The 24,259-nt window shown below is 61.3% G+C and carries 27 protein-coding genes and 1 pseudogene; 16 read left to right on the forward strand and 12 right to left on the reverse strand.

Annotated elements, in window-relative coordinates:
• Positions 1-25: 25 nt before the first annotated feature.
• Both PLD_RS29600 and mqo read left to right on the forward strand, forming a co-directional pair.
• On the forward strand, positions 26-259 hold the full coding sequence (locus PLD_RS29600) for a hypothetical protein (RefSeq protein ID WP_159898301.1): 234 nt from the start codon (positions 26-28) through the stop codon (positions 257-259).
• A gap of 737 nt (positions 260-996) precedes the next feature.
• Positions 997-2,508: a malate dehydrogenase (quinone) gene (mqo, locus tag PLD_RS29610; protein ID WP_159898303.1), complete on the forward strand. Its 1,512-nt coding sequence runs from the start codon at positions 997-999 to the stop codon at positions 2,506-2,508.
• A 68-nt stretch (positions 2,509-2,576) separates the two neighbouring features.
• On the opposite strand, the gene PLD_RS29615 is transcribed toward mqo, so the two are convergent.
• The 4 genes from PLD_RS29615 to PLD_RS29630 all read right to left on the reverse strand — a co-directional run bounded on the left by PLD_RS29615 (position 2,577) and on the right by PLD_RS29630 (position 4,561).
• Positions 2,577-2,864 carry a PA4642 family protein gene (locus tag PLD_RS29615; protein WP_159898304.1) on the reverse strand — a complete coding sequence of 96 codons (288 nt, stop codon included), beginning with the start codon at positions 2,862-2,864 and terminating at the stop codon, positions 2,577-2,579.
• A gap of 63 nt (positions 2,865-2,927) precedes the next feature.
• Positions 2,928-3,413, reverse strand: coding sequence for a hypothetical protein (locus PLD_RS29620; RefSeq protein WP_159898305.1), 486 nt, complete (start codon positions 3,411-3,413; stop codon positions 2,928-2,930).
• A 113-nt stretch (positions 3,414-3,526) separates the two neighbouring features.
• Positions 3,527-4,000 carry a WbuC family cupin fold metalloprotein gene (locus PLD_RS29625; RefSeq protein WP_159898306.1) on the reverse strand — a complete coding sequence of 158 codons (474 nt, stop codon included), beginning with the start codon at positions 3,998-4,000 and terminating at the stop codon, positions 3,527-3,529.
• A 3-nt stretch (positions 4,001-4,003) separates the two neighbouring features.
• On the reverse strand, positions 4,004-4,561 hold the full coding sequence (locus tag PLD_RS29630; protein WP_047285504.1) for a hypoxanthine-guanine phosphoribosyltransferase: 558 nt from the start codon (positions 4,559-4,561) through the stop codon (positions 4,004-4,006).
• Between the two features lie 165 nt (positions 4,562-4,726).
• Between PLD_RS29630 and upp the strand changes: the two genes are divergently transcribed.
• On the forward strand, positions 4,727-5,365 hold the full coding sequence (gene upp / locus PLD_RS29635; protein ID WP_159898307.1) for a uracil phosphoribosyltransferase: 639 nt from the start codon (positions 4,727-4,729) through the stop codon (positions 5,363-5,365).
• A gap of 2 nt (positions 5,366-5,367) precedes the next feature.
• Positions 5,368-6,642 (forward strand): uracil-xanthine permease family protein, encoded by a 1,275-nt coding sequence (locus PLD_RS29640; RefSeq protein ID WP_159898440.1) that lies wholly within the window; start codon positions 5,368-5,370, stop codon positions 6,640-6,642.
• A 55-nt stretch (positions 6,643-6,697) separates the two neighbouring features.
• Here PLD_RS29640 and hemH read toward each other — a convergent pair whose 3' ends face one another.
• A complete protein-coding gene (gene hemH, locus PLD_RS29645) occupies positions 6,698-7,723 on the reverse strand; it encodes a ferrochelatase (protein ID WP_159898308.1) in 1,026 nt (341 codons plus the stop codon).
• Between the two features lie 12 nt (positions 7,724-7,735).
• The gene (locus tag PLD_RS29650; RefSeq protein WP_159898309.1) at positions 7,736-8,638 is read right to left on the reverse strand and encodes a TIGR01777 family oxidoreductase; all 903 of its coding nucleotides are present in this window, start codon (positions 8,636-8,638) and stop codon (positions 7,736-7,738) included.
• A gap of 194 nt (positions 8,639-8,832) precedes the next feature.
• Between PLD_RS29650 and PLD_RS29655 the strand changes: the two genes are divergently transcribed.
• From PLD_RS29655 to PLD_RS29710, 12 genes and pseudogenes are all read left to right on the forward strand, one after another.
• Positions 8,833-9,819: an NAD(P)/FAD-dependent oxidoreductase gene (locus tag PLD_RS29655; protein ID WP_159898310.1), complete on the forward strand. Its 987-nt coding sequence runs from the start codon at positions 8,833-8,835 to the stop codon at positions 9,817-9,819.
• Positions 9,816-10,031, forward strand: a complete 216-nt coding sequence (locus tag PLD_RS29660) for a TIGR02450 family Trp-rich protein (protein WP_159898311.1) — start codon at positions 9,816-9,818, stop codon at positions 10,029-10,031. Before PLD_RS29655 ends, PLD_RS29660 begins: the two co-directional genes overlap by 4 nt.
• A 121-nt stretch (positions 10,032-10,152) precedes the next feature.
• A complete protein-coding gene (locus PLD_RS29665; RefSeq protein ID WP_159898312.1) occupies positions 10,153-11,103 on the forward strand; it encodes a DUF523 and DUF1722 domain-containing protein in 951 nt (316 codons plus the stop codon).
• Between the two features lie 3 nt (positions 11,104-11,106).
• Entirely contained in the window at positions 11,107-12,042 is a 936-nt protein-coding gene (locus PLD_RS29670) for a MerR family transcriptional regulator (protein WP_159898313.1), read from the forward strand.
• Positions 12,043-12,055: 13 nt separating this feature from the next.
• Positions 12,056-13,501 (forward strand): deoxyribodipyrimidine photo-lyase, encoded by a 1,446-nt coding sequence (gene phrB / locus PLD_RS29675; protein ID WP_159898314.1) that lies wholly within the window; start codon positions 12,056-12,058, stop codon positions 13,499-13,501.
• Positions 13,494-13,919, forward strand: a complete 426-nt coding sequence (locus PLD_RS29680; RefSeq protein ID WP_159898315.1) for a nuclear transport factor 2 family protein — start codon at positions 13,494-13,496, stop codon at positions 13,917-13,919. The genes phrB and PLD_RS29680 overlap by 8 nt, the downstream gene beginning before the upstream one ends.
• 8 nt (positions 13,920-13,927) lie before the next feature.
• Positions 13,928-14,491: pseudogene (locus tag PLD_RS29685) on the forward strand (SDR family NAD(P)-dependent oxidoreductase); the annotation flags it as partial.
• A gap of 191 nt (positions 14,492-14,682) precedes the next feature.
• Entirely contained in the window at positions 14,683-15,930 is a 1,248-nt protein-coding gene (locus PLD_RS29690) for an NAD(P)/FAD-dependent oxidoreductase (RefSeq protein WP_159898317.1), read from the forward strand.
• Positions 15,927-16,742, forward strand: coding sequence for a DUF1365 domain-containing protein (locus tag PLD_RS29695; protein ID WP_159898318.1), 816 nt, complete (start codon positions 15,927-15,929; stop codon positions 16,740-16,742). Before PLD_RS29690 ends, PLD_RS29695 begins: the two co-directional genes overlap by 4 nt.
• A complete protein-coding gene (locus PLD_RS29700) occupies positions 16,729-18,000 on the forward strand; it encodes a cyclopropane-fatty-acyl-phospholipid synthase family protein (protein ID WP_159898319.1) in 1,272 nt (423 codons plus the stop codon). The genes PLD_RS29695 and PLD_RS29700 overlap by 14 nt, the downstream gene beginning before the upstream one ends.
• The gene (locus PLD_RS29705) at positions 17,993-18,508 is read left to right on the forward strand and encodes a DUF2878 domain-containing protein (protein WP_159898320.1); all 516 of its coding nucleotides are present in this window, start codon (positions 17,993-17,995) and stop codon (positions 18,506-18,508) included. Before PLD_RS29700 ends, PLD_RS29705 begins: the two co-directional genes overlap by 8 nt.
• Positions 18,509-18,562: 54 nt before the next feature.
• Positions 18,563-18,868 (forward strand): YkgJ family cysteine cluster protein, encoded by a 306-nt coding sequence (locus PLD_RS29710; RefSeq protein WP_159898321.1) that lies wholly within the window; start codon positions 18,563-18,565, stop codon positions 18,866-18,868.
• Positions 18,869-18,875: 7 nt separating this feature from the next.
• Here the strand turns inward: PLD_RS29710 and PLD_RS29715 are convergent, their stop codons facing one another.
• From PLD_RS29715 to hemA, 6 genes are all read right to left on the reverse strand, one after another.
• Positions 18,876-19,394 carry an acyloxyacyl hydrolase gene (locus PLD_RS29715; RefSeq protein ID WP_159898322.1) on the reverse strand — a complete coding sequence of 173 codons (519 nt, stop codon included), beginning with the start codon at positions 19,392-19,394 and terminating at the stop codon, positions 18,876-18,878.
• A gap of 113 nt (positions 19,395-19,507) precedes the next feature.
• Complete coding sequence (gene murI / locus PLD_RS29720; protein ID WP_159898323.1) at positions 19,508-20,299, reverse strand: glutamate racemase; 792 nt, start codon at positions 20,297-20,299, stop codon at positions 19,508-19,510.
• Complete coding sequence (locus tag PLD_RS29725) at positions 20,292-21,047, reverse strand: molybdopterin-synthase adenylyltransferase MoeB (RefSeq protein WP_159898324.1); 756 nt, start codon at positions 21,045-21,047, stop codon at positions 20,292-20,294. Before PLD_RS29725 ends, murI begins: the two co-directional genes overlap by 8 nt.
• Positions 21,041-21,871: a peptide chain release factor N(5)-glutamine methyltransferase gene (gene prmC / locus PLD_RS29730; RefSeq protein WP_159898325.1), complete on the reverse strand. Its 831-nt coding sequence runs from the start codon at positions 21,869-21,871 to the stop codon at positions 21,041-21,043. The genes PLD_RS29725 and prmC overlap by 7 nt, the downstream gene beginning before the upstream one ends.
• A complete protein-coding gene (gene prfA, locus PLD_RS29735) occupies positions 21,872-22,954 on the reverse strand; it encodes a peptide chain release factor 1 (RefSeq protein ID WP_159898326.1) in 1,083 nt (360 codons plus the stop codon).
• Positions 22,954-24,228 (reverse strand): glutamyl-tRNA reductase, encoded by a 1,275-nt coding sequence (gene hemA / locus PLD_RS29740; RefSeq protein WP_159898327.1) that lies wholly within the window; start codon positions 24,226-24,228, stop codon positions 22,954-22,956. The genes prfA and hemA overlap by 1 nt, the downstream gene beginning before the upstream one ends.
• Positions 24,229-24,259: the final 31 nt, after the last annotated feature.

A 24,259-nucleotide genomic window follows, 5' to 3' on the forward strand; every position in this document is an offset into this window, starting at 1 on the left:
CAATGACACAATCAGGTGCTTGGTCATGAACTTCCTTCGCTCCCTGTTCACTGCGCGTCAGCCGTTTCGCAGCTTCGCCCTGTTGGACAGCCAGGGCCACTGCCGGGCCTTCAAGCATTGCCAGACGCCTCCAGTGGGCGACGGCTGGGTGGAAATCGAAGAAATTCGCTTGAACTGGCTGCACAAGCCGCTACCCATCAGTGCTCGGATCGCCCCACGCTGCGCCCTGCCATCGGTACAACCGATACTGGCCACCTGACCAAAAGCCTAATAAAAGTCGCGAAACAGGATCATTTCTGCGCATTTCTTCGTTACAATCTCCCCCCGATTATAAGGACGTCTCCTGATCGGGCCTCGCAGTACCGCCAACGCCACTGCGTTGGCACCCCGCACCGCCCACAGAGAGCCGCCCACACAGATCGAGTGAAGCTGGCGTGCTTGCTGTCAACCTTGCAAACCTCCACTTTTCGCGAATCTGCAGAGCTGCCGTTGCTCGGACACTGAAGCTGTTTGCCCGTTGTGCTCGCATACCTGTATGCCGGCATCACCGCTCGGGCCAGGTGCCAAGCCGAGGCAGCCCTTTTTTGAGGTTCACGTCTTCAAAAGAGCGTGAAAAAACGGGTTTTCACAACTTCACAAGAGTGTGGCGAGCAAATGAATAGTTTTGCGTCTGAACTGGCACCATTAGCCTCTACAACAGCCCGATTACACAGGACCGAGCGCTCCTCAAGAACTGGAGTTTGAAGCCTGTCCGCTGACGGATTTGGTTGCACGAACGGATGTATCGACCATAAGTCGAATTGCCCGAGGCGCCCCAAGATGCGTTCATATGCACCTTAAGGCCCGGTTGGCAGCGTCCGTAGTAGTTGCAAAAAATTGCGAAAATTCGGACATGGCGATTCTGGCCATGGGTGACCTGGGGCATCACGTGAACCGCCCCGTAACTCCTGGCAGCTATGCCGTCAATTTGGTGCTGCAGATTTTGGAGACGCGTTAATGGCGCATAACGAAGCAGTAGACGTCGTATTGGTTGGGGCCGGCATCATGAGTGCCACCCTCGCCGTACTGCTCAAGGAGCTCGACCCTGCGATCAAGCTGGAAGTCGTCGAGCTGATGGATTCGGGTGCCGCGGAGAGTTCCAACCCGTGGAACAACGCCGGTACCGGCCACGCCGGCCTTTGTGAGCTGAACTACACGCCACAAGCCGCCGATGGCAGCATTGATATCAAGAAAGCCGTGCACATCAACACCCAGTTTGAGGTGTCGAAGCAGTTCTGGTCCTACCTGACCAAGAAAGGCACGTTCGGCTCGTGCAGATCCTTCATCAGCCCAGTGCCGCACCTGAGCTTTGTGCAAGGTGACAAGGGTGTTTCCTTCCTCAAGAAACGCTTTGAAGTGCTGAGCCAGCACCATGCGTTCGCGGACATGGAATACACCGAGGACAAGGCCAAGATGGCTGAGTGGATGCCGCTGATGATGCCGGGCCGCCCAGCGGATGAAACCATCGCCGCGACCCGAGTGATCAACGGCACCGACGTCAACTTCGGGGCCTTGACCAACCAGTTGCTCAAGCACCTGACCAGCGCTCCTGATGCCCAGGTCAAGTACTGCAAGCGCGTGACCGGCCTGAAACGCAACAAGGACAATGGTTGGACCGTGAGCATCAAGGATGTCAACAGCGGCAACAGCCGCGAGGTCGACGCCAAGTTCGTGTTCCTTGGCGCAGGTGGCGCGGCCCTACCACTGCTGCAGGCTTCCGGCATTGAAGAAAGCAAAGGCTTCGGCGGCTTCCCGGTCAGCGGCCAATGGCTGCGTTGCGACAACCCGGAAGTGGTCAAGCAGCACCAGGCCAAGGTCTACAGCCAGGCCGCCGTGGGCTCGCCGCCGATGTCGGTGCCGCACTTGGACACCCGTGTGGTCGATGGCAAGAAGTCCCTGCTGTTCGGACCCTATGCCGGCTTCACCACCAAGTTCCTCAAGCACGGTTCGTTCCTCGACCTGCCAATGTCAGTTCGCGCCGGCAACATCGGCCCGATGCTGGCCGTGGCCCGGGACAACATGGACCTGACCAAATACCTGGTCAGCGAAGTCATGCAGTCCATGGAACAGCGCCTGGAATCCCTGCGCCGCTTCTACCCGCAGGCCAAGGCCGAAGACTGGCGCCTGGAAGTGGCCGGCCAACGGGTGCAGATCATCAAGAAAGACCCGAAGAAAGGCGGCATTCTGCAGTTCGGCACCGAACTGGTAGCAGCCAAGGACGGCTCTCTGGCCGCCCTGCTCGGAGCCTCTCCAGGCGCCTCGGTGACCGTGTCGATCATGCTGGAACTGATCGAACGCTGCTTCCCGGCCAAGGCCAAAGGTGAATGGGCCGGCAAGCTCAAGGAAATTTTCCCTGCGCGGGAAAAGGTCCTGGAAACCGATGCCGCCCTGTACCACAAGATCAACAGCGAAAATAACCTGAGCCTGGAGCTGGTCGAGCCCAGCAAGGAAACCGAAAGCTGCGCATGATCTGACGCCCATGAAAAACGCCCCGGCCTATTAAAGGACGGGGCGTTTTTTTATGCCTTTTGAGCGGGTCAGCCGCGGGCGTTGTCCATCAGTTCGATATAGTCAGCGGCGTTGCGCTGATCCTTGATCAGGTCGACGAAGGTCTGGCCGCGCTCATCCTTGCCGTCCAGGTCCAGACCGGCTTCGACGAAGAAGGTCAGGAAACGCTCGAAGTCGTCGATACGCAGGCCACGATAGGCCTTGATCAGTTTGTGCAGGGACGGCGAAGTGGCGTCGACCGGTTCAAAATCGAGGAACAACTTGATCTGCTCATCACCGATCTCGTCACCAATCACTTGTTTCTTATCTTTACGCATCGCCGACTCCAGCTCGCAGACATTTCACGGGGCGGGCAGTTTACCCTCAGCCCACCTCCTGCCTCAACGCGGACGCACGCTCCCGGTGTGCAAGTCAGCCCAGACATGACCATTGGCGTAGCTGAGAAATTGGCAGTACACGGTGTTGTTACGCAGCAGGTCCATCACCGCGCGGTATTGAGCCAGGGGGTAATACAGACTCAAGGTTCGGGTCTTGGCATCGTACTGCGGTTTTTTCAGGCTTTTGCTTTCGCCATCGAAACTCACCAGCACTTGAGTGATCGTAGCCCCCTTGTTCAACGGCTTGCCCTTGAGCCGCAGCCACACCGAGGAGGTCACCGGAATCGGCTGTTGATTGGACTGGCGCTGGCTGCCGATCACCACCGAGTACTCGGTGACCTGCAACAGTTGTTGCTGTTCAGGCACGGAGTTGCGCAGAGCCAGGTCGTCAGGCGGCAGAAACTGCACGTGTAGAGGGGCTGGAGCAGCGGCCAGAGGCAGGCTCAAACTCAGCAGAAGGGCCGCGCTAGTGCGAATCAACAGGCTCATGACAGGCTCCAATCAAGGGCTGAGCACTCTAGCACGGGTTTTTGCTGCAGATCCTGCACCGCCGTCTGAGGCGCCTGCCGCAGCCTGCGGATACGACAAACGGGGGAACACAATCAGTCGAATTGCGCACGCATCCAGGCTTGGTATTGCGCCACTCCCGGCTCGCCTTCCCGAGGCGCCCAACTGGCCTGTTCGCCCTTGCCCACCGGACGGTAAGGCCCGGCCTTGCATTCGAACATCAGGCTGTCGGGCTCAAGCACCACCAGACCATGGAAGACCCCGGCCGGCAGATCGACACCCACGCAATCGCCGCCGGCCTGCAGCACTCGCTTGTCCAACACCTGGCCTTGTTCATCGAAAATCAGTACGCCAAGGCGCCCCTTGAGCACCAGCAGGGTCTCGGCCTTGTCGGCGCTCAAATGGCGGTGCGGGGGAATATAGGTTGCCGGCTGCAGCCCCACCGCCATGCGATGGCAAGGCTCTTCCATGGCATGGAAGTTGTGATGCTGACGACCACGAGGGTTGGCCACAGCTTTCTCAGCCAGCTCGCTGAACAACGCTTGATCGAGAAAGCTCGGCCCGGACATGTCTTACATCCCCTTCACGGCATAGATGCCAGCGGCGTTACGCCAGTAGCCCTTGTAGTCCATGCCATAACCGAAGACATAACGGTCAACGCAAGGCAGGCCCATGTAGTCGGCTTTCAAATCAGGACGGGCCTTGCGATCGTGTTCCTTATCGATCAGCACCGCAGTGTGTACCGCCCGGGCACCGGCGTGTTTACAGAAGTCGATGATGGCGCCCAGGGTGTGACCTTCATCGAGAATGTCATCGATGATCAGCACGTCGCGGTCAATAAAGGAGACTTCCGGCTTGGACTTCCAGAACAGCTCGCCACCGCTGGTTTCGTTGCGATAGCGCGTGGCGTGCAGGTAGGAGGCTTCCAGGGGGAACCGCAAGTGGGTCAACAGTTTGCCGGCAAAGATCAGACCGCCGTTCATGACACAGAACACCACCGGATTGCGCTCAGCCAGTTCTTCGGTGATTTGTGCACCGACCCGGGCAATGGCTGCCTCGACTTCAGCTTCGGTGTACAGGCAGTCAGCCTCGCGCATGATTTGACGGATATGCTCGAGATCAGCGGACATGGCGCTCTCCAAGGGGGTGGCAGTTTCGGAAAAGCGGGCAAAGGTACGCATCCGGCTCGGCCAGATCAAGCGTTTCTGGACTAACGTGCTTTATGTCTATAGGACAACAACCTCGGATAGATTAATCTAGGCCGTTTTTTTTGCCCGCCGCCGGAGCCTTTCCCTATGCCCATCCGTGAGATCCGCCATCCGCTGATCCGACACAAACTTGGCCTTATGCGCCGCGCAGACATTAGCACGAAGAACTTTCGCGAGCTCGCTCAGGAAGTCGGTGCCCTGCTGACGTACGAAGCCACCAAAGACCTGCCCCTGGAAACCTATGAAATTCCGGGCTGGTGCGGCCCTGTCCAGGTCGAGAAGATCGCTGGCAAGAAGATTACCGTGGTGCCGATCCTGCGCGCCGGGATCGGCATGCTCGAAGGCGTACTGAGCCTGATCCCGGGTGCCAAGGTCAGCGCCGTGGGCGTGGCCCGCAATGAAGAAACCCTGCAGGCCCACACCTACCTGGAAAAGCTGGTACCGGAAATCGACGAGCGCCTGGCGATGATCATCGACCCGATGCTGGCCACCGGCAGCTCCATGGTCGCCACCATCGACCTGTTGAAGAAAGCCGGCTGCCGCGATATCCGCGCCATGGTCCTGGTGGCCGCCCCGGAAGGCATCGCCGCCGTGGAACAAGCACACCCGGACGTGACCATCTACACCGCCTCCATCGATCAGAAACTCAACGAACATGGCTACATCATTCCAGGTCTGGGTGATGCCGGTGACAAGATCTTCGGCACCAAGCAGAAGGACTCCTGATGATGCAGGATGAGTTCAACGATCCGCTCTGGCGCCAGATGCTGTCTGGCGCACAGATGCTTTTCGTGGCCTTTGGCGCCCTGGTGTTGATGCCGCTGATTACCGGCCTTGACCCGAACGTGGCGCTGTTCACCGCGGGTCTTGGGACTCTGCTGTTCCAGATAGTGACCGGGCGTCAAGTACCAGTATTCCTGGCCTCGAGCTTTGCCTTCATCACCCCGATCATTCTCGCCAAGGACCAGTTCGGCCTTGCCGCGACCATGGGCGGGGTAATGGCGGCAGGCTTCGTCTACACCTTTCTCGGCCTGGCGGTAAAGATCAAGGGCACCGGCTTCATCGATCGCCTGCTGCCGCCGGTGGTCATTGGTCCGGTGATCATTTCCATCGGTCTGGCGATGGCCCCCATCGCCGCCAACATGGCCATGGGCAAGGCCGGTGACGGCAGCGAGCTGATTCATTACCAGACGGCGATGATGATCTCCATGCCGGCACTGCTCACCACGCTGATTGTCGCGGTGTTCGGCAAAGGCATCTTCCGCCTGGTGCCGATCATCTCCGGGGTGCTGGTGGGCTTTGCCCTGTCTTTCTACTTCGGCGTGGTGGACACCGCGAAAATTGCCGCAGCGCCCTGGTTGGCGCTGCCGCACTTCACTGCACCGGAGTTCAACTGGCAGGCCATCTTGTTCATTGTCCCGGTGGCCCTGGCGCCGGCCATTGAGCACATTGGCGGGGTGATTGCCGTGGGCAGCGTGACCGGTCGTGACTACCTGAAAAAGCCCGGCCTGCATCGCACTTTGCTCGGTGACGGCATCGCCACCACCACCGCCGGCCTGTTTGGCGGCCCGCCCAACACCACGTACGCCGAAGTCACCGGCGCGGTGATGCTGACCAAGAACTACAACCCGAAAATCATGACCTGGGCGGCGGTATTCGCCATCACCCTGGCTTTTATCGGCAAGTTCGGCGCGCTGCTGCAAAGCATTCCGGTCCCGGTGATGGGCGGGATTCTGTGCTTGCTGTTCGGTTCGATTGCTGCGGTAGGCATGAACACCCTGATCCGTCACAAGATCGATCTGGGCGAAGCCCGCAATCTGGTGATCGTTTCGGTGACCCTGGTATTCGGCATCGGCGGTGTGCTGGTAGGCACCGGCACCGGCCCGGATGACTTCGGCCTCAAGGGCATCGCCCTGTGCGCGGTCGTAGCCATCGTGCTGAACCTGGTGCTACCGGGCAACGACGGCTGGAAGAACAAAAACAGTGATGAGCCTCTGACCTAAAGAGACATTCGCCGGCACACCCTCTCCTTTAGGAGCCGGGTTGCCGGCGAAGCTGTTACAACGCCAGCGGCGCCCGCGCGCACAACGTATTCAAGGCCTTGGCCCATTGCGGGTCGTCATTCAGGCATGGAATCAATACCAGATCCTCCCCTCCTGCTTCGCGAAACTGCTCGCGACCGCGATCACCAATCTCTTCGAGGGTCTCGATGCAATCGGCGACAAATGCCGGGCACATCACCATGACCTTCTTCACCCCCTGCTTGGCCAACTCATCAAGCCGCGCTTCCGTGTAGGGCTCGATCCATTTGGCCCGCCCCAGCCGCGACTGAAACGACACCGACCATGTACCGTCCGCCAACCCCAGTTGCTCGGCCAACGCCGATGCGGTGCGCATGCATTGGGCGCGGTAACAAGTGGCCAACACCGCTGGCGAAGCATTGCGGCAGCAGTCGGCATCCTTGAAGCAATGCTGACCGGTGGGATCCAGCTTGGTCAGATGACGCTCTGGCAGACCATGGAAGCTGAGCAGCAGGTGATCATGCTCTTGAGCCAGATAGGGCTTGGCACTGCTCGCCAGGGCTTCGATGTATTCAGGCTGATCATAGAAGGGTTGCAGCACGCTGAATTGCACATCCAGCTGGTGCTCGCGCACCACCCGCTTGGCCTCCTCGATCACAGTGGTCACGGTGCTGTCGGCGAACTGTGGATAAAGCGGCGCCAGGGTGATTTTTTTCTGCCCCTGAGCCACCAGCTTGAGCAGCGCCGACTTGATGGATGGCTCGCCGTAACGCATCGCCAGCTCCACCGGGCCCTGCTTCCATTGCTCGCTCATCACTTGCTGCAGGCGACGACTGAGCACCACCAGAGGTGAGCCGTCTTCCCACCAGATCGAGGCATAGGCATGGGCGGACTGCTCCGGGCGCTTGATCAGGATCAGCGACACCAGCAAGCGCCGCACCGGCCACGGCAGGTCAATGACATAGGGGTCCATCAGAAATTGATTGAGGTAGCTGCGCACATCCGCCACCGAGGTGGAAGCCGGCGAACCAAGATTGACCAGAAGCAATGCGTGATCGGTCATGCAACGTCCTATTCAAAGGCGGCTGGACAGATCGTCCAGGGCCGCGGGCAAATCAGTGAACTGGAAAGTGAAACCTGCCTCCAGCAAACGCGCGGGAACGGCACGCTGGCCCCCCAGTAATAACAACGACAACTCTCCCAACGCCAAACGCAAGAAAAACGCCGGCAGCGGAATCAGCGCTGGCCGGTGCAGTACCCGCCCCAGGCTCCTGGCGAACTCGCGGTTGCGCAGCGGATTCGGCGCGCAGGCATTATAGGGACCCCGCGCCTCATCCTGATGCACAAGAAAATCAATCAAGGCGATTTGGTCGTTGATGTGAATCCATGGCATCCACTGCCGACCATTACCAATAGGCCCACCCAGCCCCAGCTTGAAGGGCAGCAACAGACGCGACAAAAAACCGCCGTCGGCGGACAGCACCAAGCCCGTGCGTACCAGTACCACCCGTATGCCCAGGGCTTCGGCACGCAGGGCGGTTTCTTCCCAGGCAATACACAGCTGGCTGGCGAAATCCTCGCTGACCGGAGGCGACTCCTCAGTCAACTCTCGCTCACCGCCGTCGCCGTACCAGCCCACCGCCGACCCTGAAACCAGCACTCGCGGCTTGTGCTCAAGCGTTTCAAGCCAGGCCAGCAGGGTTTCGCTGAGGGTAATCCGACTGCTCCACAAAAGCGCCTTGCGCTTGTGAGTCCAAGGCCGATCGGCAATCGGCGCACCCGCCAGATTGATCACCGCATCCACCGGTGTCTGGTCCAACTCTTGCAGCGTCTTGATCGCCCGTACCTGCGGACCACAAAGGGCTGCGACTTGATCAGGGCGACGAGTCCATACACTCAACTGGTGACCCTGGCCCTGCCAATACCGGCACAGCGCACGCCCGATCAAACCAGTACCGCCGGTCAGCAATATATGCATGACATCTTCCTCGCGTGGCGTTTTACCCGAATCACTAGTCTATTTTTAAAAGCAGGGATCTTTTCAATCGGACAGGCTGAGTTTCAACCATAGACAACCAGCACGACCGAGCACGCCGAAAGCTATACCAAAAAACAATATTGTACAGGTTTTGGCGGCGGCGTAATCTGTACAGAAAGGTAAACGAGGCCCCTATGACAGTACCCATCGCAATCATTGGTACCGGCATCGCCGGACTCTCCGCCGCCCAGGCGCTTCGAGATGCCGGGCACACCGTTCAACTGTTCGATAAAAGCCGCGGCAGCGGCGGACGTATGTCGAGCAAACGCAGCGATGCCGGCAGCCTGGACTTGGGAGCCCAGTACTTTACCGCTCGCGACCGTCGTTTCGTCACCGAAGTCCAGCGTTGGCAAGCCAAGGGCTGGGTCGCCGAATGGACGCCACAGCTCTATAACTCTCAGGGCGGACAGCTCAGTTCCTCTCCGGATGAACAGACCCGCTGGGTCGGCACTCCGCGCATGAGCGCCATCACCCGCGCTTTGATCGGTGACCTGCAAGTGCACTTTGCCTGCCGCATCACCGAAGTCTTCCGCGGCGAACAACACTGGCACCTGCAGGATGCCGAGGGCGCCAATCATGGTCCCTTCAGCCATGTGGTGATCGCCACGCCGGCACCGCAAGCGACTGCGCTGCTGGCCGCAGCACCGAAGCTGGCCGGGGTTGCTGCCGGAGTGAAAATGGACCCGACCTGGGCCGTCGCCCTGGCTTTCGATACCCCCCTGGAAACCCCGATGGAAGGCTGTTTCGTGCAGGACAGCCCACTGGACTGGCTGGCCCGCAACCGCAGCAAACCGGGACGCGACAGCCACCTCGACACCTGGGTGCTGCACGCTTCCAGTGCCTGGAGCCGCCAACACATCGACCTGTCCAAAGAGGCCGTGATCGAACACTTGCACGGCGCCTTCGCCGAGTTGCTGCATAGCGTCATGCCCGCGCCCACCTTTAGCCTGGCTCATCGCTGGCTCTATGCCCGCCCGGCCACCAGCCATGAATGGGGCGCTTTGGCCGATGTCGATCTGGGCCTGTATGTGTGCGGCGACTGGTGCCTGTCCGGACGCGTTGAAGGGGCTTGGCTCAGTGGCCAGGAAGCGGCGCGCCGGCTACACGAGAGCCTGCAGTGAATCGCCTCAACCCACGCAAACTGCTGCTGTCGAAATGGACGGCGACGCACCCGCAAAATCGCGAGAAACACTTCCTGGTCACCGAGTTGTTCTGCGATGAGGAAGGCACCGTGTTGGACATCGAGTTACAGGCAGTCCTCACCCGTCGCTGCCAGCGCCTGAGCTGGCAGACTTTGCAAAACGACAGTGACTGGCGCATGGGCTGGCAGTAGCCCGACATACCTGCCGGGGCCATACCTATACAAATAATTTGACTTGTACAACTTTAATTCTATGATGAAGACAAGTTGTACAACGAACATGTTTTTGTACAGGTACCCCGGAGGTTAAACCATGTCCACCAAACCGAAAATTGCCATCAGCGCCTGCTTAATGGGCGTCGAGGTCCGCTACAACGGTGGACACAAGGAATCGCGCCTGTGCAGTCGGGTGCTCAGCGAGCACTTCGACTTCCTGCCTCTGTGCCCGGAAGTGGCCATCGGCATGGGCACACCTCGCGAGCCAATCCGGCTGGTCGGCGAACCCGAGCAACCACGGGCCGTGGGTACAGTGGATGCGTCTGTGGATGTGACTCAGCCTCTGGCGGAATATGGCGAGCGCATGGCGGCCCAGGTGGACGATATCTGTGGCTACATCTTCATGCAAAACTCACCGTCTTGTGGACTTGAACGGGTCAAGGTCTATCAGGCCAACGGCATGCCCCACAGGCAAGGCGGCCGGGGCATCTACGCTCAGGCATTCTGCGAGCGACACCCCAACCTGCCGGTGGAGGAAGCCGGGCGATTGAACGATCCCGTGCTACGGGAAAACTTCCTGACCCGTGTCTACGTCTATCGCGATTGGCAGGCGTTGCTCAAACAAGGCCTGACTCGCCGCGCTCTGACCGACTTCCACTCGCGCTGCAAGTACCTGCTGATGGCCCATCACCCTGTGCAGTACAAAACACTGGGCAACCTGCTGGGCAGCATGGGCAAAGGCGACCCCGCACAAATCGGCCCACGCTACTTCAGTGAGCTGATGGCGGCGCTGAGCAAATGCGCCACCCGTGGCACCCACAGCAATGTGCTGCAGCACCTGAGCGGCTACCTCAAACAAGCCATCAGCGCCGCAGACAAACAGGAAGTGCAGCAGGTCATTGGCCAGTACCGCCACGGTATCGTGCCGCTGGTCGTGCCATTGACGCTGCTCAAGCATCACTTCCGCCAGCACCCAGATCCTTACATTGCTCAGCAGTTGTACCTGCAGCCGCACCCGGAAAATCTCAGCCTGCGCAATGCGATCTAAGCCATGACACAGCCCACCCAAGCGGCCGATGACAACAGTGCCCAGTACCAGCGGGCGCTGGCTGAAGGCTGGCTGCCCATTCGTGAAGTGGCGCGCCAAACCGGAGTCAACGCTGTGACCCTGCGGGCCTGGGAGCGCCGTTACGGGCTAATCGTGCCCCTGCGCACCCCCAAGGGACACCGACTGTTTTCCCAGGAGCAGGTGCAAGAGATCCTGACCATTCTCACTTGGCTCAATCGCGGCGTTGCCGTGAGCCAGGTCAAACACCTGCTGGGCAGCGCGCCCCCCTTGAGCAAACCCGCCGAGAATGACTGGCAGCGCCTGCGTCAGACCCTGCGTAGCGCTATCACTCAACTGGCCGAGCGCAAGGTCGATGACACCTTCAACCAGGCCATGGCGCTGTACCCGCCACGCACGCTTTGCGAACAACTGCTGATGCCCCTGCTGGCGGAACTGGAACTGCAATGGCAGGGCCAGTTCGGCAGCCAGATGGAACAGGTGTTTTTCTACTCCTGGCTGCGCAGCAAACTCGGTGCGCGGATCTACCACAACAATCGTCAACTGCCCGGTGCCCCGCTGCTGCTGGTCAATCATTCGGATCTGCCCCTGGAGCCCCAGCTGTGGCTGACCGCCTGGTTGGCCAGCAGTGCCGATTGTCCGGTGGAAGTATTCGACTGGCCGCTACCCGGCGCCGAACTGGCCCTGGCCATCGAGCGCCTGCAGGCCCGCGGCCTGTTGCTGTACTCCAGCAAAGCCCTGAATCCCGAGCACCTGCCCAAGCTGCTCAGCGGCATTGACTGCAAAAAATTCATCGCCGGACCCGCGGTGTGCATCCACCCCGCTCAGTGGTCCGTATGTATCACACGCATCGCTGATCTGTACCTGGCCCAGGACCCGCTCGCGGCCCACCAGGCACTGTTTCAGCGAGGCATTATCTAATCCGGGAATCAGCATGCAATTGATCTGGCTGCGCAGCGACCTGCGCCTACACGACAACACCGCACTGAGCGCCGCAGTGCAACGCGGCCCGACCGTGGCGGTGTACCTGCTGAGCCCGGAGCAGTGGCTGGCCCATGATGATGCACCGTGCAAAGTCGACTTCTGGCTGCGCAATCTGCACGCCCTGAGCCGCGCGCTGGGGCAACTGAACATTGCGCTGCTGATCCGCAGCGCCAGCACCTGGGATCAAGCGCCACAAGTACTGCTGGAACTGTGCCGGCAATTGTCAGTGCGAATGCTGCATTTCAATGAGGAATACGGCGTCCACGAGAGCCGGCGCGATGCCGCCGTGACCCGAGTGCTGGAGGACGCTGATATCAGCGTTCAGAGCCACCTTGACCAGTTGCTGTTCCAGCCGGGCAGCGTGCTGACCAAGAGCGGCAGCTACTTCCAGGTCTTCAGCCAGTTCCGCAAGGTCTGCTACAGCCGCCTGCACAGTGCATTGCCAGCGCTGGTGAGCACGCCCAAGGCGCAGACCGCCATGCCGATCAGCACCGACCCCGTACCCCGTCACATCGACGGTTTTCCGGTGCCCTCCCAGACCCTGCGCGACCTCTGGCCCGCCGGTGAAGACGAAGCCCTGAGACGCCTCGAACAGTTCACCGATGAGCACATCAACGACTACCAGAGCCAACGTGACTTTCCGGCCAAGCCAGGCACCAGCCAGCTTTCGCCCTACCTCGCCGCCGGGGTGATCTCGCCCCGGCAGTGCCTGCACGCCGCGCTGCGTTGCAATCAGGGGGAATTCGAAAGCGGCAATCCCGGGGCGGTGACCTGGATCAACGAGCTGCTGTGGCGCGAATTCTACAAACACATCCTCGTCGGCTACCCACGGGTGTCGCGACACCGGGCCTTCCGCCCGGAAACCGAAGCCGTAGCCTGGCGCGACGCCCCCGACGAACTGGCGGCCTGGCAAGAAGCGCGCACCGGTTTGCCGATCATCGACGCGGCCATGCGCCAGTTGCTCGAAACCGGCTGGATGCACAATCGTCTGCGGATGGTGGTGGCCATGTTCCTGACCAAAAACCTGTTGATTGACTGGCGCGAGGGCGAGCGTTTCTTCATGCGTCACCTGATCGATGGCGATCTGGCAGCGAACAACGGCGGCTGGCAGTGGAGCGCATCCACCGGCACCGACGCGGCGCCCTACTTCCGCATTTTCAACCCGCTCAGCCAGTCCGAACGCTTCGACGCCGAAGGGCGCTTCATCAAGCACTGGCTGCCGCAACTGGCGGGGCTGAACAAAAAACAAGTGCACAACCCGGCAGCCATGGGTGGGCTGTTCGGTGTCGCCGACTACCCGGCGCCCATCGTCAACCTGTCTATGTCCCGCGATCGTGCCCTGGCGGCGTTCAAGGCGCTGCCTTCGCGGGCAGAAGGAGGCGGCTCAGATGAGTGACTACCTCGAACAATTCGCCCGCGATTTCGCCACTCTCGACAAGCACAGCCTGCACCGCTTGGACCGTCTCTACAGCGACGACATCCAGTTCACCGACCCGCTGCATGAAGTCCGCGGGCTGCCACGCTTGCAGGAGTATTTTGCCGAGCTGTACGCCAACGTCAGCGAGCTGCGTTTTGACTTCCACGGCGCCGACTGCAGCGTCGAGGGCCAGGGCTATTTGCGCTGGACCATGAGCTATCGCCACCCCCGTCTCAAGGGCGGCCAGATGATCCGCGTGCCCGGCTGCTCGCACCTGCACTGGCGCGAGGGCAAGGTTTACCGCCACCGCGACTACTTCGACGCTGGGGCCTTGCTCTACGAACACGTACCGGTCCTTGGATCCGTGATCGCCTGGCTAAAAAGGAGACTCGGATGAAACCTGCAATGCCACGGCGAGTCTGGCTCACCGGCGCCAGCAGCGGGATCGGTGCGGCGCTGGCCGAAGAGTTGCTCAAGGCCGGCGCCCAAGTGGCCGTCAGCGCGCGCTCCCGGGAGCCCCTGGAAGCACTGGCCCTGCGTTATCCAGGCCGTGTCCTGGTGGCGCCCGGAGACCTGACCGACGCCTTGCAAGTACGCGAAATCGGCAAGCGCATCGCTCAGGCCTGGGGCGCCCTGGACACCGCCATCCTCAACGCCGGCACCTGTGAATACATCGACGTGGAGCAGTTCGACGCCACGCTGATCGAACGGGTATTGAACAGCAATCTGTTGTCCGCCAGCCACTGCATCGAGGCGGCGCTGCCCTTGTTGCGCGCAGGCAATCGTCCACATCTGGTGGGCGTGGCCAGTTCCGTGACCTACCTGGCGCTGCCTCGGGCCGGTGCCTACGGTGCATCCAAGGCGGCGCTGCGTTACCTGCTGCAATCCTTGCGCATCGACCTGGCCGCCGAAGGCCTCGATGTGACGGTGGTCAGCCCGGGGTTCGTCGACACCCCGCTGACCGCACGCAACGACTTTCCCATGCCCATGAGCTGGTCCGCCGCCAGGGCCGCACAACATATCCACAAACGCCTGGCGCACCGGGACCTGGAGATCGCTTTCCCGGCCCCGTTCATCTTCGGCCTCAAGCTGCTGTCCTGGCTGCCTGGCCGCTTGCAACTGGCCATCGCCAAGCGCATGGCCCGCACGGGGAACGCATCGTGAAAATCGCCATCATCGGCAGCGGCATCGCCGGCCTGACCTGCGCCTATGTCCTTAACCGCCGCCATGAGATCCAGGTCTACGAGGCCGGCAGTTGGATCGGCGGACATACCCATACCGTGGACGTCAGCCTGAACGGCGAACGCCACGCCGTGGACACCGGGTTCATTGTCTTCAACGACTGGACCTACCCCAACTTCATCCGCCTGCTGGGGCAGATTGGGGTCAAGTTCAAGGCCACCGAAATGAGTTTTTCAGTGTGCGATCCGGCCTCGGGCCTGGAATACAACGGCAACAACCTCAACAGCCTGTTCGCCCAGCGGCGCAATCTGCTGTCGCCCGGGTTCTGGGGCATGCTGCGAGACATCTTGCGCTTCAACAAGGCCGCGCTGCTCGACTTGCAGCAACAGCGGATCGCCGCCGACACCACCCTGGGCGATTACCTGAAGAGCCAAGGCTACGGCGAACGCTTCATCCAGCACTACATCGTGCCCATGGGCTCGGCGATCTGGTCGATGTCACGGGTGCAGATGCTCGGCTTTCCCCTGCAGTTTTTTGTCCGCTTCTTCAAGAACCACGGTTTGCTTTCAGTGAACAACCGTCCGCAGTGGTGTGTGATCGAAGGCGGTTCAAGCCGCTACATCGAGCCGCTGACGGCCTCGTTCCGCCAGCACATCCGTCTCGACTGCCCGGTGCAACGGGTTGAGCGCGACGAGCACGGCGTGGTAATCCACAGCGCGACGGGCAGTGAGCGTTTCGACAAAGTGGTGTTCGCCTGTCACAGCAACCAGGCCCTGCAATTGCTGGCCAGCCCCAGCCGCGCTGAACAGGAAATTCTCCAGGCCCTGCCCTACGCCGACAACGATGTGGTACTGCACACCGATACCCGACTGCTACCGCGCCGGCGCCTGGCCTGGGCCAGCTGGAACTACCGCCTGGACAGCACGGGTGAAAAAGCCGCCGCCGTGACCTACGACATGAACATTCTCCAGGGCCTGGAGAGCGACACGACATTCTGCGTCAGCCTCAACCAGACCGAGGCCATCGACCCGGCGCAGATCCTGGCCCGCTACACCTACGCGCATCCGCAATACAGCCTCGGCGCGGTCGCGGCGCAAGCGCGCTGGAGCGAGCTGCAAGGCGCTCAGCACAGCTTCTACTGTGGCGCCTACTGGGCCAATGGTTTCCATGAAGACGGTGTGGTCAGTGCTCTGCGTGTGGCCCAGTCCTTTGGAGAGCAGCTGTGAACAGCGCCCTGTACAGCGGCTGGATCAGCCACCGGCGCTTCGTCCCCAAGGGGCATGCCTTTCGCTACCAGATCGGCCTGCTGTACCTGGACCTGGACGAACAGGAGGCAGTACTCGGACTTTCGCCCCTGGCGGGCCACAGCCGCTTCGCCGCCTTTTCCTTTCGCGAGAGCGACTACCTGAAAGCCTTTACCGGCCAAGGCATGCGCCTGATCGATGCAGTGCGCCAGCAAGTGACCGAGGCCATCGGCCATACGCCAAGCGGCGCGGTGCGCCTGCTGACCCAAGTACGCAGTTGGGGCCTGGCGTTCAATCCGGTGAGCTTCTTCTACTGCTTTGAGGCCGATGGGCAACTGGCGGCGATTCTCTGCGAGGTCACCAACACGCCCTGGCGCGAGCGCTATCACTATGTCTTGCCAGCCCGCCCCGACACCGGCGAAAGCCCGGAACACCAACACTTCGCCGTGGCCAAGGCCTTTCACGTATCACCGTTCCTGCCCCGAGACCTGCAGTACCGCATGAGCTTCAGCCCGCCCGCCGAACGCCTGGGCGTCCACATGGCCGACTGGCAGGACGAGCTCAAGGTGTTCGACGCCACGCTCAGCCTGCAACGCCAGGCCCTGGATCGCCGTAGCCTGCATCGGTACTTGCGACGCTTCCCCTGGATGACCGCCAAGACCTGCCTGGCGATCTACTGGCAAGCCCTGCGCCTGGCCGGCAAAGGCATCAGATTTTTCCCCCATGAGGCCGCCGAAGGCGCCTATCGCACAGCTGCTGTACAACCCAAGGATCGCCGCCATGAAATCCTCTAGCGTATCGGCCAAGACTTCCCTGCTCAGCACCCACAGCCTCACCGCCGGCCTGCTGCGCCGTGGCGTGCTGCGGCAACTGACGCAACTCAAGCACGGACAACTGGCGATCATCGAAGACGGCGAGCGACTGGTATTCGGCAACCGCGGCGCCCCCCTGCTTGGGGAAATCCACATCCACGACAGCAGCGCCTGGGGCCTGGTGGCCAGCAGTGGCTCGATCGGGGCCGGCGAAGCCTTTATCCACGGCTACTGGAGCACTCCGGACCTGACCGCGGTGGTCCGGGTATTTGTCAGCAACCTTGAGGTACTGGACGCGATGGAAGGCGGCCTGGCGAAACTCGGACGGCCGTTGGTCCGCGGCCTGCACTGGCTCAATCGCAATACCCGCAAGGGCTCGCAGAAAAATATCGCCGCCCACTACGACCTCGGCAATGAGCTGTTCGAGCAGTTTCTCGACCCGACGATGATGTATTCCGCGGCGCAGTTTCGCAGCGACGACGACAACCTGGAGCAAGCCCAGTTGAACAAGCTGGAGCGCATCTGCCAGAAGCTTGCCCTCAAGCCTGAGGATCACCTGCTGGAAATCGGTACCGGCTGGGGCAGCATGGCTCTGTATGCGGCGCAACATTACGGCTGCCGAGTCACCACCACTACGCTGTCCAAAGAACAGTTCGCCTTTACCCGACAACGCATTGAGGCGGCGGGTCTGCAAGACCGAGTCACCTTGCTGCTGGAGGACTATCGCGACCTGACCGGACAGTACGACAAACTGGTATCGATCGAGATGATCGAAGCCGTGGGCCACCGCTTCCTGCCCACCTACTTCAAGCAGTGCGCGCAGCTGCTCAAAAGCAACGGCCTGATGCTGCTGCAGGCCATCACCATCCGCGACCAGCGGTATGAGCAGGCGAAGAATGGCGTGGACTTCATCCAACGCTACATCTTCCCCGGCGGCGCCCTGCCCTGCATGCACAAAATGCTCGAAGTGGTCAGCCGCGACACCGACATGAACCTTGTGCACATGGAGGACTTCGGCCTGCACTACGCTCGCACCCTGCGGCAGTGGCACGAGAACTTCCGGCGGGCTCACAGCCGCCTGAACGAACTGGGCTACGACGAATATTTCCTGCGTTTGTGGGAGTTCTATCTGTGCTACTGCGAAGGGGGCTTTCTGGAACGCGCCATTGGCACCGCACAACTGCTACTGGCCAAACCCTCGGCGGTGCCGCAACCGCTGCTGGGCCGCTTCGATGCGTAAACAACTGGCCAATGCCCTGCTGTTCCAATTGGGCTGGTTCACCTGTGTGCTAGGTGGAGACAGCCCGTGGCTGCTGCTGGGAGCCATGATCCTGGTGGCGCATTTCAAGTGGATCGGCAGTTGGGCCGATGAAGGCCGGATGATCGTCGGCATCACCCTGATCGGTATCACCCTGGACAGTTTTCTGCATTGGCTGGGGGTGTTTCAGTTCAAGCAGGTGAGCCTGCTGATCCCGCTCTGGCTGATGCTACTCTGGCCCTTGCTGGGAACCACCCTGCGCCATTGCCTGGCCTGGACCGCGCATCCCTGGTGGGTGGCCGCAGCCTTGGGCGCGCTGTTCGGCCCACTGTCCTACTACGCCGGAGCGCAGTTGGCCGGAGTGACCTTCGGCTACGGCCAGTGGCCAACCCTGATCGGGATGGGCGTGCTTTGGGGAATGCTGCTACCGCTGCTGCATGTTGTCGCACGCCAGGCAGCTGAAGAACCTAAACCGGCGGCTCAGGACTGAGCGTTTGTCAGGGCTTTCACACAGCCTGGGCCCGCTGCCTTACACTGCGCGCCTATGACCATCATTCCCGTTACCGCCATCTCCGAACCGGCCGTCAGTTGCTCGACCTGCGCCGCCTGCTGCTGTCAGTTGGAAGTCATGTTGATCACCGACACCGGAGTGCCCGAGCGCTTTATCGACAGCGACGATTGGGGCGGAGAAGTGATGCGTCGCCTGGATGACGGCTGGTGCGCAGCCCTGGACCGCGACACCATGCGTTGCAGCATCTATGAGCGACGCCCCTTGATCTGTCGCGAGTTCGAGTTGGGTGAAGCCGATTGCCTGAGCGAACGCCAGGGCATCACCACGGCGTATCGCTGAGCCGGCCTTACAGCGGCATCGTGTAATGCAGAGCGTAACTTTCGATACCGTCGTTGGGGGTCTGGATACCGGCGTTGGAGTAATGGGTGGCGCGGATGCCCACTTCATGCCCGCCGGCGAAGCGCAGGCCAAGCCCCAGGCGGTCCTCGAACTGGAAGGACGACCCCAGCTTGTTGTGTTCAACCTCGGTGTGGGCAAAGGCCGCCACCCCGATCCCCGCTTCGATGTAGGGTTTGATTCGGTTACCCGCGAACTCGTAGACCAGCACCGGCGAGAACGACAGGCTGTGGTTGCTCGACCTCTTGTCGCCATCCCAGTAGGTGTAGGCACCGCTCCAGTAGCCGGTCAGGCGACCGAGATCGCTTTGCAACCAGCTCCTGTCCCAATCGAACTGCAGGCCTAACCGATAAGTCTGGGTGGAATCGCCAGTTTGCCCCAGGGAAAATTCGACACCCGCCGCCTGTGCGGAAAAACTGTGACCCAACAACGCGGCCGCAAGCGCAGCCAGACAGAACAGTCGCTTCATCAGGAACATCCTTTTCAACAGTTTTGTAGGGTTTTGTACAACCTTGTGGACAGGTTATAGAAGTCCGCGCAGGCGCAGAAGTTTAGCCACGACAACCAGCACTTGCGCTTCTTTCAGTACTCGAAACGCTGAACACTGCCCGTTTGTTGCAACAACAGCGGGAGCGTCCGGGCAAAGTGAGAAACGTCGCCACTGGTCCAGAACAGGGCTTCACGCGAGGCGCCTCGGGCACGCAGACCACTCTCATCCAGCAAACGCTGCAACTGCCGGGCGACCGCCGCACCGGTGTCGATCAGGCTAGTGGAGGCGGGCACCATCTGCAGCAACAGCGGCTTGAGAAACGGATAGTGGGTACAGCCCAGAATGATCGTGTCACAACCGGCAGCCAGCAGCGGCTCGACATACCCGTGCAACAACTGACGCAGAGCGTTGCTGCGCAGATCGCCGTTTTCGATCATCTCCACCAGGCCCGGGCAAGGCTGGGTGACGACCTTGACGTCAGTGGCAAAGCGGTCGAGCAAGGCGGCGAACTTGGCACTCTGCAAGGTGCCGGTGGTGGCCAGCACCCCGACCACGCCACTGCGAGTGGCAGCGGCAGCCGGTTTGACCGCAGGCTCCATGCCGACGATGGGCCAGTCCGGGTAGTCCCGACGCAAATCAGCCACCCCAGCCACGGTTGCGGTATTACACGCCAGAACCAGCGCCTTGGCGCCTTGCTCACGAAAAAAACGCGCCATCAGACTGCAGCGCTGACGGATGAACGCGGGGGTCTTTTCACCATAAGGAATATGGCCACAGTCACCGACGTACAGCAGCGACTCATGGGGCAGCCGTTGTTGAATTTCCGCCAGCACCGACAGACCGCCGACGCCGGAGTCGAACACGCCGATCGGCGCTTCACTCACGATGGGCACCACACACACTGCAACCCGGATCACGCTTGACCCGCAACTCGCGAAAGCGCGTGCCCAGGGCGTCGATCAGCAACAGCCGGCCCACCAGCGGCTCGCCGAATCCGGCCAGCAGCTTCAAGGCTTCCAGCGCCTGCAGGCTGCCTACGGTGCCCACCAGTGGACCCAGGACTCCAGCTTCGCTGCAGGTCAGTTCGGCTTCGCTGCCGTGCCCATATAAACAGTGGTAGCAAGGGCTCTCCGGACGACGCGGGTCGAACACCGACAATTGCCCTTCAAGGCGAATCGCCGCGCCGCTGACCAGGGGCTTGCCTGCCGCCATGCAGGCCGCATTCACCGCCTCACGGGTACCGAAGTTGTCGCAGCAATCCAAGACCAGATCCACCGCGGCCACGGCGGCGGCCAAGGTGTCTTCATCCAGTGCTATGCGGTGCGGCACCAGACGGATATCCGGGTTGAGGGCAGACAAGCGAGCGATGGCCGAATCCACTTTGCTGACCCCGACACTGGCGTTGTCATGGATGATCTGACGCTGCAGGTTGGTCAGGTCCACGGTGTCGAAGTCTGCCAGGTGCAGTTCACCCACACCGGCCGCCGCCAGGTACAAGGCAGCAGGGGCACCCAGACCGCCGAGGCCGACAATCAGCACCCGGCTCTGCTTGAGGCGCAATTGACCGTCGATGTCGACGTGCTGCAACAGAATCTGCCGGCTATAGCGCAACAGCTCCTGATCGGTCAGCACGGCAGGCACCCAAGGCTGATGCGTTCATGCCCGCCCAGGTCAACGCGGCTGTGGACTTCGATAAAGCCTTGGGCTGTCAGCAATTCGCGTACGGCAGCAGCTTGGTCGAAACCGTGCTCCAGCATCAGCCAACCGCCGCCTTCCAGATGTTGCGGAGCCTGATCGACGATCAGGCGCAGATCGTCCAGGCCATCCTTGCCCGCCACCAGGGCACTTTCCGGCTCGAAGCGCACGTCGCCGGCCGCCAAGTGGGGATCGGCCTCGGCAATATAAGGCGGGTTGCTGACGATCAAGTGGAAACGCTGGGACTCAACTGCGCTGAACCAGTGACTGTTGAGCACAGTGACATTGTCCAGTTGCAAGCGCTGGCGGTTGCGTTCGGCCAGGGCCACGGCTTCCAGTACCCGGTCCACGGCCGTGACCTTCCAGGCTGGACGTTCGCTGGCCAGGGCCAGAGCGATGGCACCGCTGCCGGTGCCCAGGTCGAGGACCTTGGCCGGGGTCGCGGGCAGCAGTTGCAGCGCCGCCTCCACCAGCAACTCGGTATCCGGACGCGGGATCAGCGTGTGCGGCGCCACCTCCAAATCGAGCTTCCAGAACCCCTGCTGGCCAAGGATGTAGGCCACCGGCTCGCCGGAACGGCGGCGTTGCAGGTACTCGGCAAACAGCAGCGCCGCCTCGCTGGGCACGATGCGCTCCGGCCAGGTGTGAAGAAAACTGCGGGACTTACCCAAAGCGGCAGCCAGCAGCAGTTCAGCATCCAGGCGCGGCGTCGGCGAATCAGGTAACTGAGCGGCGCGCAGCAAGCTGGCGATGATGGTCATTTACTCACCCAATGCCGCAAGTTGATCGGCTTGATATTCAGCCAGCAGCGGCTCGATCACCGCTTCCACGCCCCCGGCAAGGATTTCGTCAAGGGAATACAGGGTCAGGTTGACCCGGTGATCGGTGACCCGCCCCTGAGGGAAGTTGTAGGTGCGGATGCGCTCGGAGCGATCCCCCGACCCCACCAGCAGCTTGCGCTCGCTGGCAATGGCGTTGGCCGCGGCACTGGTCTGCTGGTCGTTGAGCTTGGCCGACAGCCAGGACATGGCCCGCGCTCGGTTCTTGTGCTGGGAACGCTCCTCCTGGCACTCCACCACGATCCCCGTAGGAATATGGGTGATGCGAATCGCCGAGTCGGTCTTGTTCACGTGCTGACCACCGGCGCCGGAAGAGCGATAGGTGTCGACTCGCAGGTCCGCCGGGTTGATCTCGATAGCCTCCTGCTCATCCGGCTCCGGCAACACCGCCACGGTGCAGGCCGAGGTGTGGATACGGCCCTGGGACTCGGTGGCCGGTACCCGCTGCACACGGTGGGCGCCGGACTCGAACTTAAGCTTGCCGTAGACGTTCTCGCCTTCGACCCGGGCAATGACTTCCTTATAGCCGCCGTGCTCACCCTCGTTTTCCGAGAGGATCTCCAGCCGCCAGCCGCGCCGTTCGGCATAGCGTGAATACATGCGAAACAGGTCGCCGGAAAAGATCGCCGCCTCGTCACCGCCGGTGCCAGCACGGATCTCCAGGAACACGTTGCGCCCATCGTTAGGGTCTTTGGGCAGCAGCATGCGCTGCAGAGTGCTTTCCAGCTCGGCCAGTTGTTCCTTGGCCTCGCGCACTTCCTCGGCGGCCATTTCCCGCAGGTCCGGATCGCTGTCCTTGAGCAGCGCCTGGGCGCCTTCGAGGTCGGCCTGGACCTTGAGCACTTGTTTATAGGCGGCAACGATCGGTTCGACTTCCGCGTATTCCTTGGAATAGGCGCGGAACTTGGCCTGATCGGAAATGACCTCAGCATCGCCGAGCAGGGCGGTCAGTTCCTCGAAACGGTCCTGGAGAATGTCCAGCTTACTGAGCAGTGACGCTTTCATTACGGGGTTTTATCCGAAGAGCCCTCACCGAGGGCAAAGAGTTCTTGGGCCATGGCCAGCGCATCGAGGCGGCCTTCGGCGGACAGCTTTTTCAGCTGCACGCTCGGCGCGTGCAGCAGTTTGTTAGTCAGGCCACGGGCCAGTTGCGCCAGGACGTCCTCGGCGCTGGAACCATTGCTCAGCAGGCGCAGGGCTTTTTGCAGCTCTTCGTCGCGCAGACGCTCGCTCCGTTGGCGATAGGCCTTGAGCACATCCACCGCCGCCAATTCCCGCAGGCGCACCATGAAATCTTCGGCGCCGACGTTCACCAACTCCTCGGCGGCCTGAGCGGCGCCCTGGCGGCTCTTGAGATTTTCCGCGACCACTTCGTGCAGGTCATCGACGGTGTAGAGGTAAACGTCGTCCAACTCGCCGACTTCAGGTTCGATATCCCGGGGAACGGCAATATCCACCATGAAAATCGGCTTGTGCTTGCGCAGCTTCAGCGCGCTTTCCACCGCGCCCTTGCCAAGGATCGGCAACTGGCTGGCGGTGGAGCTGATGACGATATCGCTGTGTACCAGCTCTTGGGGGATGTCCGAGAGCAGCACCGCATGAGCGCCGAACTGCTCCGCCAGAAGGCTGGCCCGTTCCAGGGTGCGGTTGGCCACTACGATGCGCTTGACCCCCAGGTCGTGCAGGTGCCGGGCCACCAGGGTAATGGTCTCGCCCGCGCCGATCAGCAACGCCTGACTGCGCTGCAGATCGCTGAAAATCTGTTTGGCCAGGCTCACGGCGGCAAAGGCCACGGACACCGGATTCTCGCCAATGGCGGTATCGGTCCGCACCTGCTTGGCGGCGCTGAAGGTGGCCTGAAACAGCCGGCCCAGCAACGGACCGACAGTGCCGGCCTCGCGAGCCACGGCGTAGGCGGACTTCATTTGCCCCAGGATCTGCGGCTCACCCAACACCAGCGAATCCAGGCCCGATGCCACCCGCATCATGTGACGAACTGCCGCATCATCTTCATGCACATAGGCACTGGCACGAAGCTCGTCTAGGCTCAGGTGGTGAAAGTCCGCCAGCCAGCGCAGCACCACATCCGCAGAAAGATGATCCTGTTCTACATAGAGTTCACTGCGATTGCAGGTGGAGAGGATCGCAGCTTCGCGGCTGTCGGTGAGTCGGCAGAGCTGCTGCAAGGCCTCAACCAACTGCTCAGGGGTAAAGGCCACGCGCTCGCGGACGTCTACAGAAGCAGTCTTGTGGTTAATACCGAGTGCAAGGAAGGCCATTCAAGGTCGCTGATGATGTCGAGAAGCCGGC

The organism is Pseudomonas sp. LD120 (genome assembly GCF_009861525.1).
In the GTDB taxonomy this organism is placed as follows: domain Bacteria; phylum Pseudomonadota; class Gammaproteobacteria; order Pseudomonadales; family Pseudomonadaceae; genus Aquipseudomonas.

What these genes read in the sequence shown, in the direction of transcription:
- PLD_RS29600 (WP_159898301.1), top strand. Translation starts at nt 26, where the DNA reads ATGAACTTCCTTCGCTCCCTGTTCACTGCGCGTCAGCCGTTTCGCAGC.
- mqo (WP_159898303.1), top strand. Translation starts at nt 997, where the DNA reads ATGGCGCATAACGAAGCAGTAGACGTCGTATTGGTTGGGGCCGGCATC.
- PLD_RS29615 (WP_159898304.1), bottom strand. Translation starts at nt 2,864, where the DNA reads ATGCGTAAAGATAAGAAACAAGTGATTGGTGACGAGATCGGTGATGAG.
- PLD_RS29620 (WP_159898305.1), bottom strand. Translation starts at nt 3,413, where the DNA reads ATGAGCCTGTTGATTCGCACTAGCGCGGCCCTTCTGCTGAGTTTGAGC.
- PLD_RS29625 (WP_159898306.1), bottom strand. Translation starts at nt 4,000, where the DNA reads ATGTCCGGGCCGAGCTTTCTCGATCAAGCGTTGTTCAGCGAGCTGGCT.
- PLD_RS29630 (WP_047285504.1), bottom strand. Translation starts at nt 4,561, where the DNA reads ATGTCCGCTGATCTCGAGCATATCCGTCAAATCATGCGCGAGGCTGAC.
- upp (WP_159898307.1), top strand. Translation starts at nt 4,727, where the DNA reads ATGCCCATCCGTGAGATCCGCCATCCGCTGATCCGACACAAACTTGGC.
- PLD_RS29640 (WP_159898440.1), top strand. Translation starts at nt 5,368, where the DNA reads ATGCAGGATGAGTTCAACGATCCGCTCTGGCGCCAGATGCTGTCTGGC.
- hemH (WP_159898308.1), bottom strand. Translation starts at nt 7,723, where the DNA reads ATGACCGATCACGCATTGCTTCTGGTCAATCTTGGTTCGCCGGCTTCC.
- PLD_RS29650 (WP_159898309.1), bottom strand. Translation starts at nt 8,638, where the DNA reads ATGCATATATTGCTGACCGGCGGTACTGGTTTGATCGGGCGTGCGCTG.
- PLD_RS29655 (WP_159898310.1), top strand. Translation starts at nt 8,833, where the DNA reads ATGACAGTACCCATCGCAATCATTGGTACCGGCATCGCCGGACTCTCC.
- PLD_RS29665 (WP_159898312.1), top strand. Translation starts at nt 10,153, where the DNA reads ATGTCCACCAAACCGAAAATTGCCATCAGCGCCTGCTTAATGGGCGTC.
- PLD_RS29670 (WP_159898313.1), top strand. Translation starts at nt 11,107, where the DNA reads ATGACACAGCCCACCCAAGCGGCCGATGACAACAGTGCCCAGTACCAG.
- phrB (WP_159898314.1), top strand. Translation starts at nt 12,056, where the DNA reads ATGCAATTGATCTGGCTGCGCAGCGACCTGCGCCTACACGACAACACC.
- PLD_RS29680 (WP_159898315.1), top strand. Translation starts at nt 13,494, where the DNA reads ATGAGTGACTACCTCGAACAATTCGCCCGCGATTTCGCCACTCTCGAC.
- PLD_RS29700 (WP_159898319.1), top strand. Translation starts at nt 16,729, where the DNA reads ATGAAATCCTCTAGCGTATCGGCCAAGACTTCCCTGCTCAGCACCCAC.
- PLD_RS29705 (WP_159898320.1), top strand. Translation starts at nt 17,993, where the DNA reads ATGCGTAAACAACTGGCCAATGCCCTGCTGTTCCAATTGGGCTGGTTC.
- PLD_RS29710 (WP_159898321.1), top strand. Translation starts at nt 18,563, where the DNA reads ATGACCATCATTCCCGTTACCGCCATCTCCGAACCGGCCGTCAGTTGC.
- PLD_RS29715 (WP_159898322.1), bottom strand. Translation starts at nt 19,394, where the DNA reads ATGAAGCGACTGTTCTGTCTGGCTGCGCTTGCGGCCGCGTTGTTGGGT.
- prmC (WP_159898325.1), bottom strand. Translation starts at nt 21,871, where the DNA reads ATGACCATCATCGCCAGCTTGCTGCGCGCCGCTCAGTTACCTGATTCG.
- prfA (WP_159898326.1), bottom strand. Translation starts at nt 22,954, where the DNA reads ATGAAAGCGTCACTGCTCAGTAAGCTGGACATTCTCCAGGACCGTTTC.
- hemA (WP_159898327.1), bottom strand. Translation starts at nt 24,228, where the DNA reads ATGGCCTTCCTTGCACTCGGTATTAACCACAAGACTGCTTCTGTAGAC.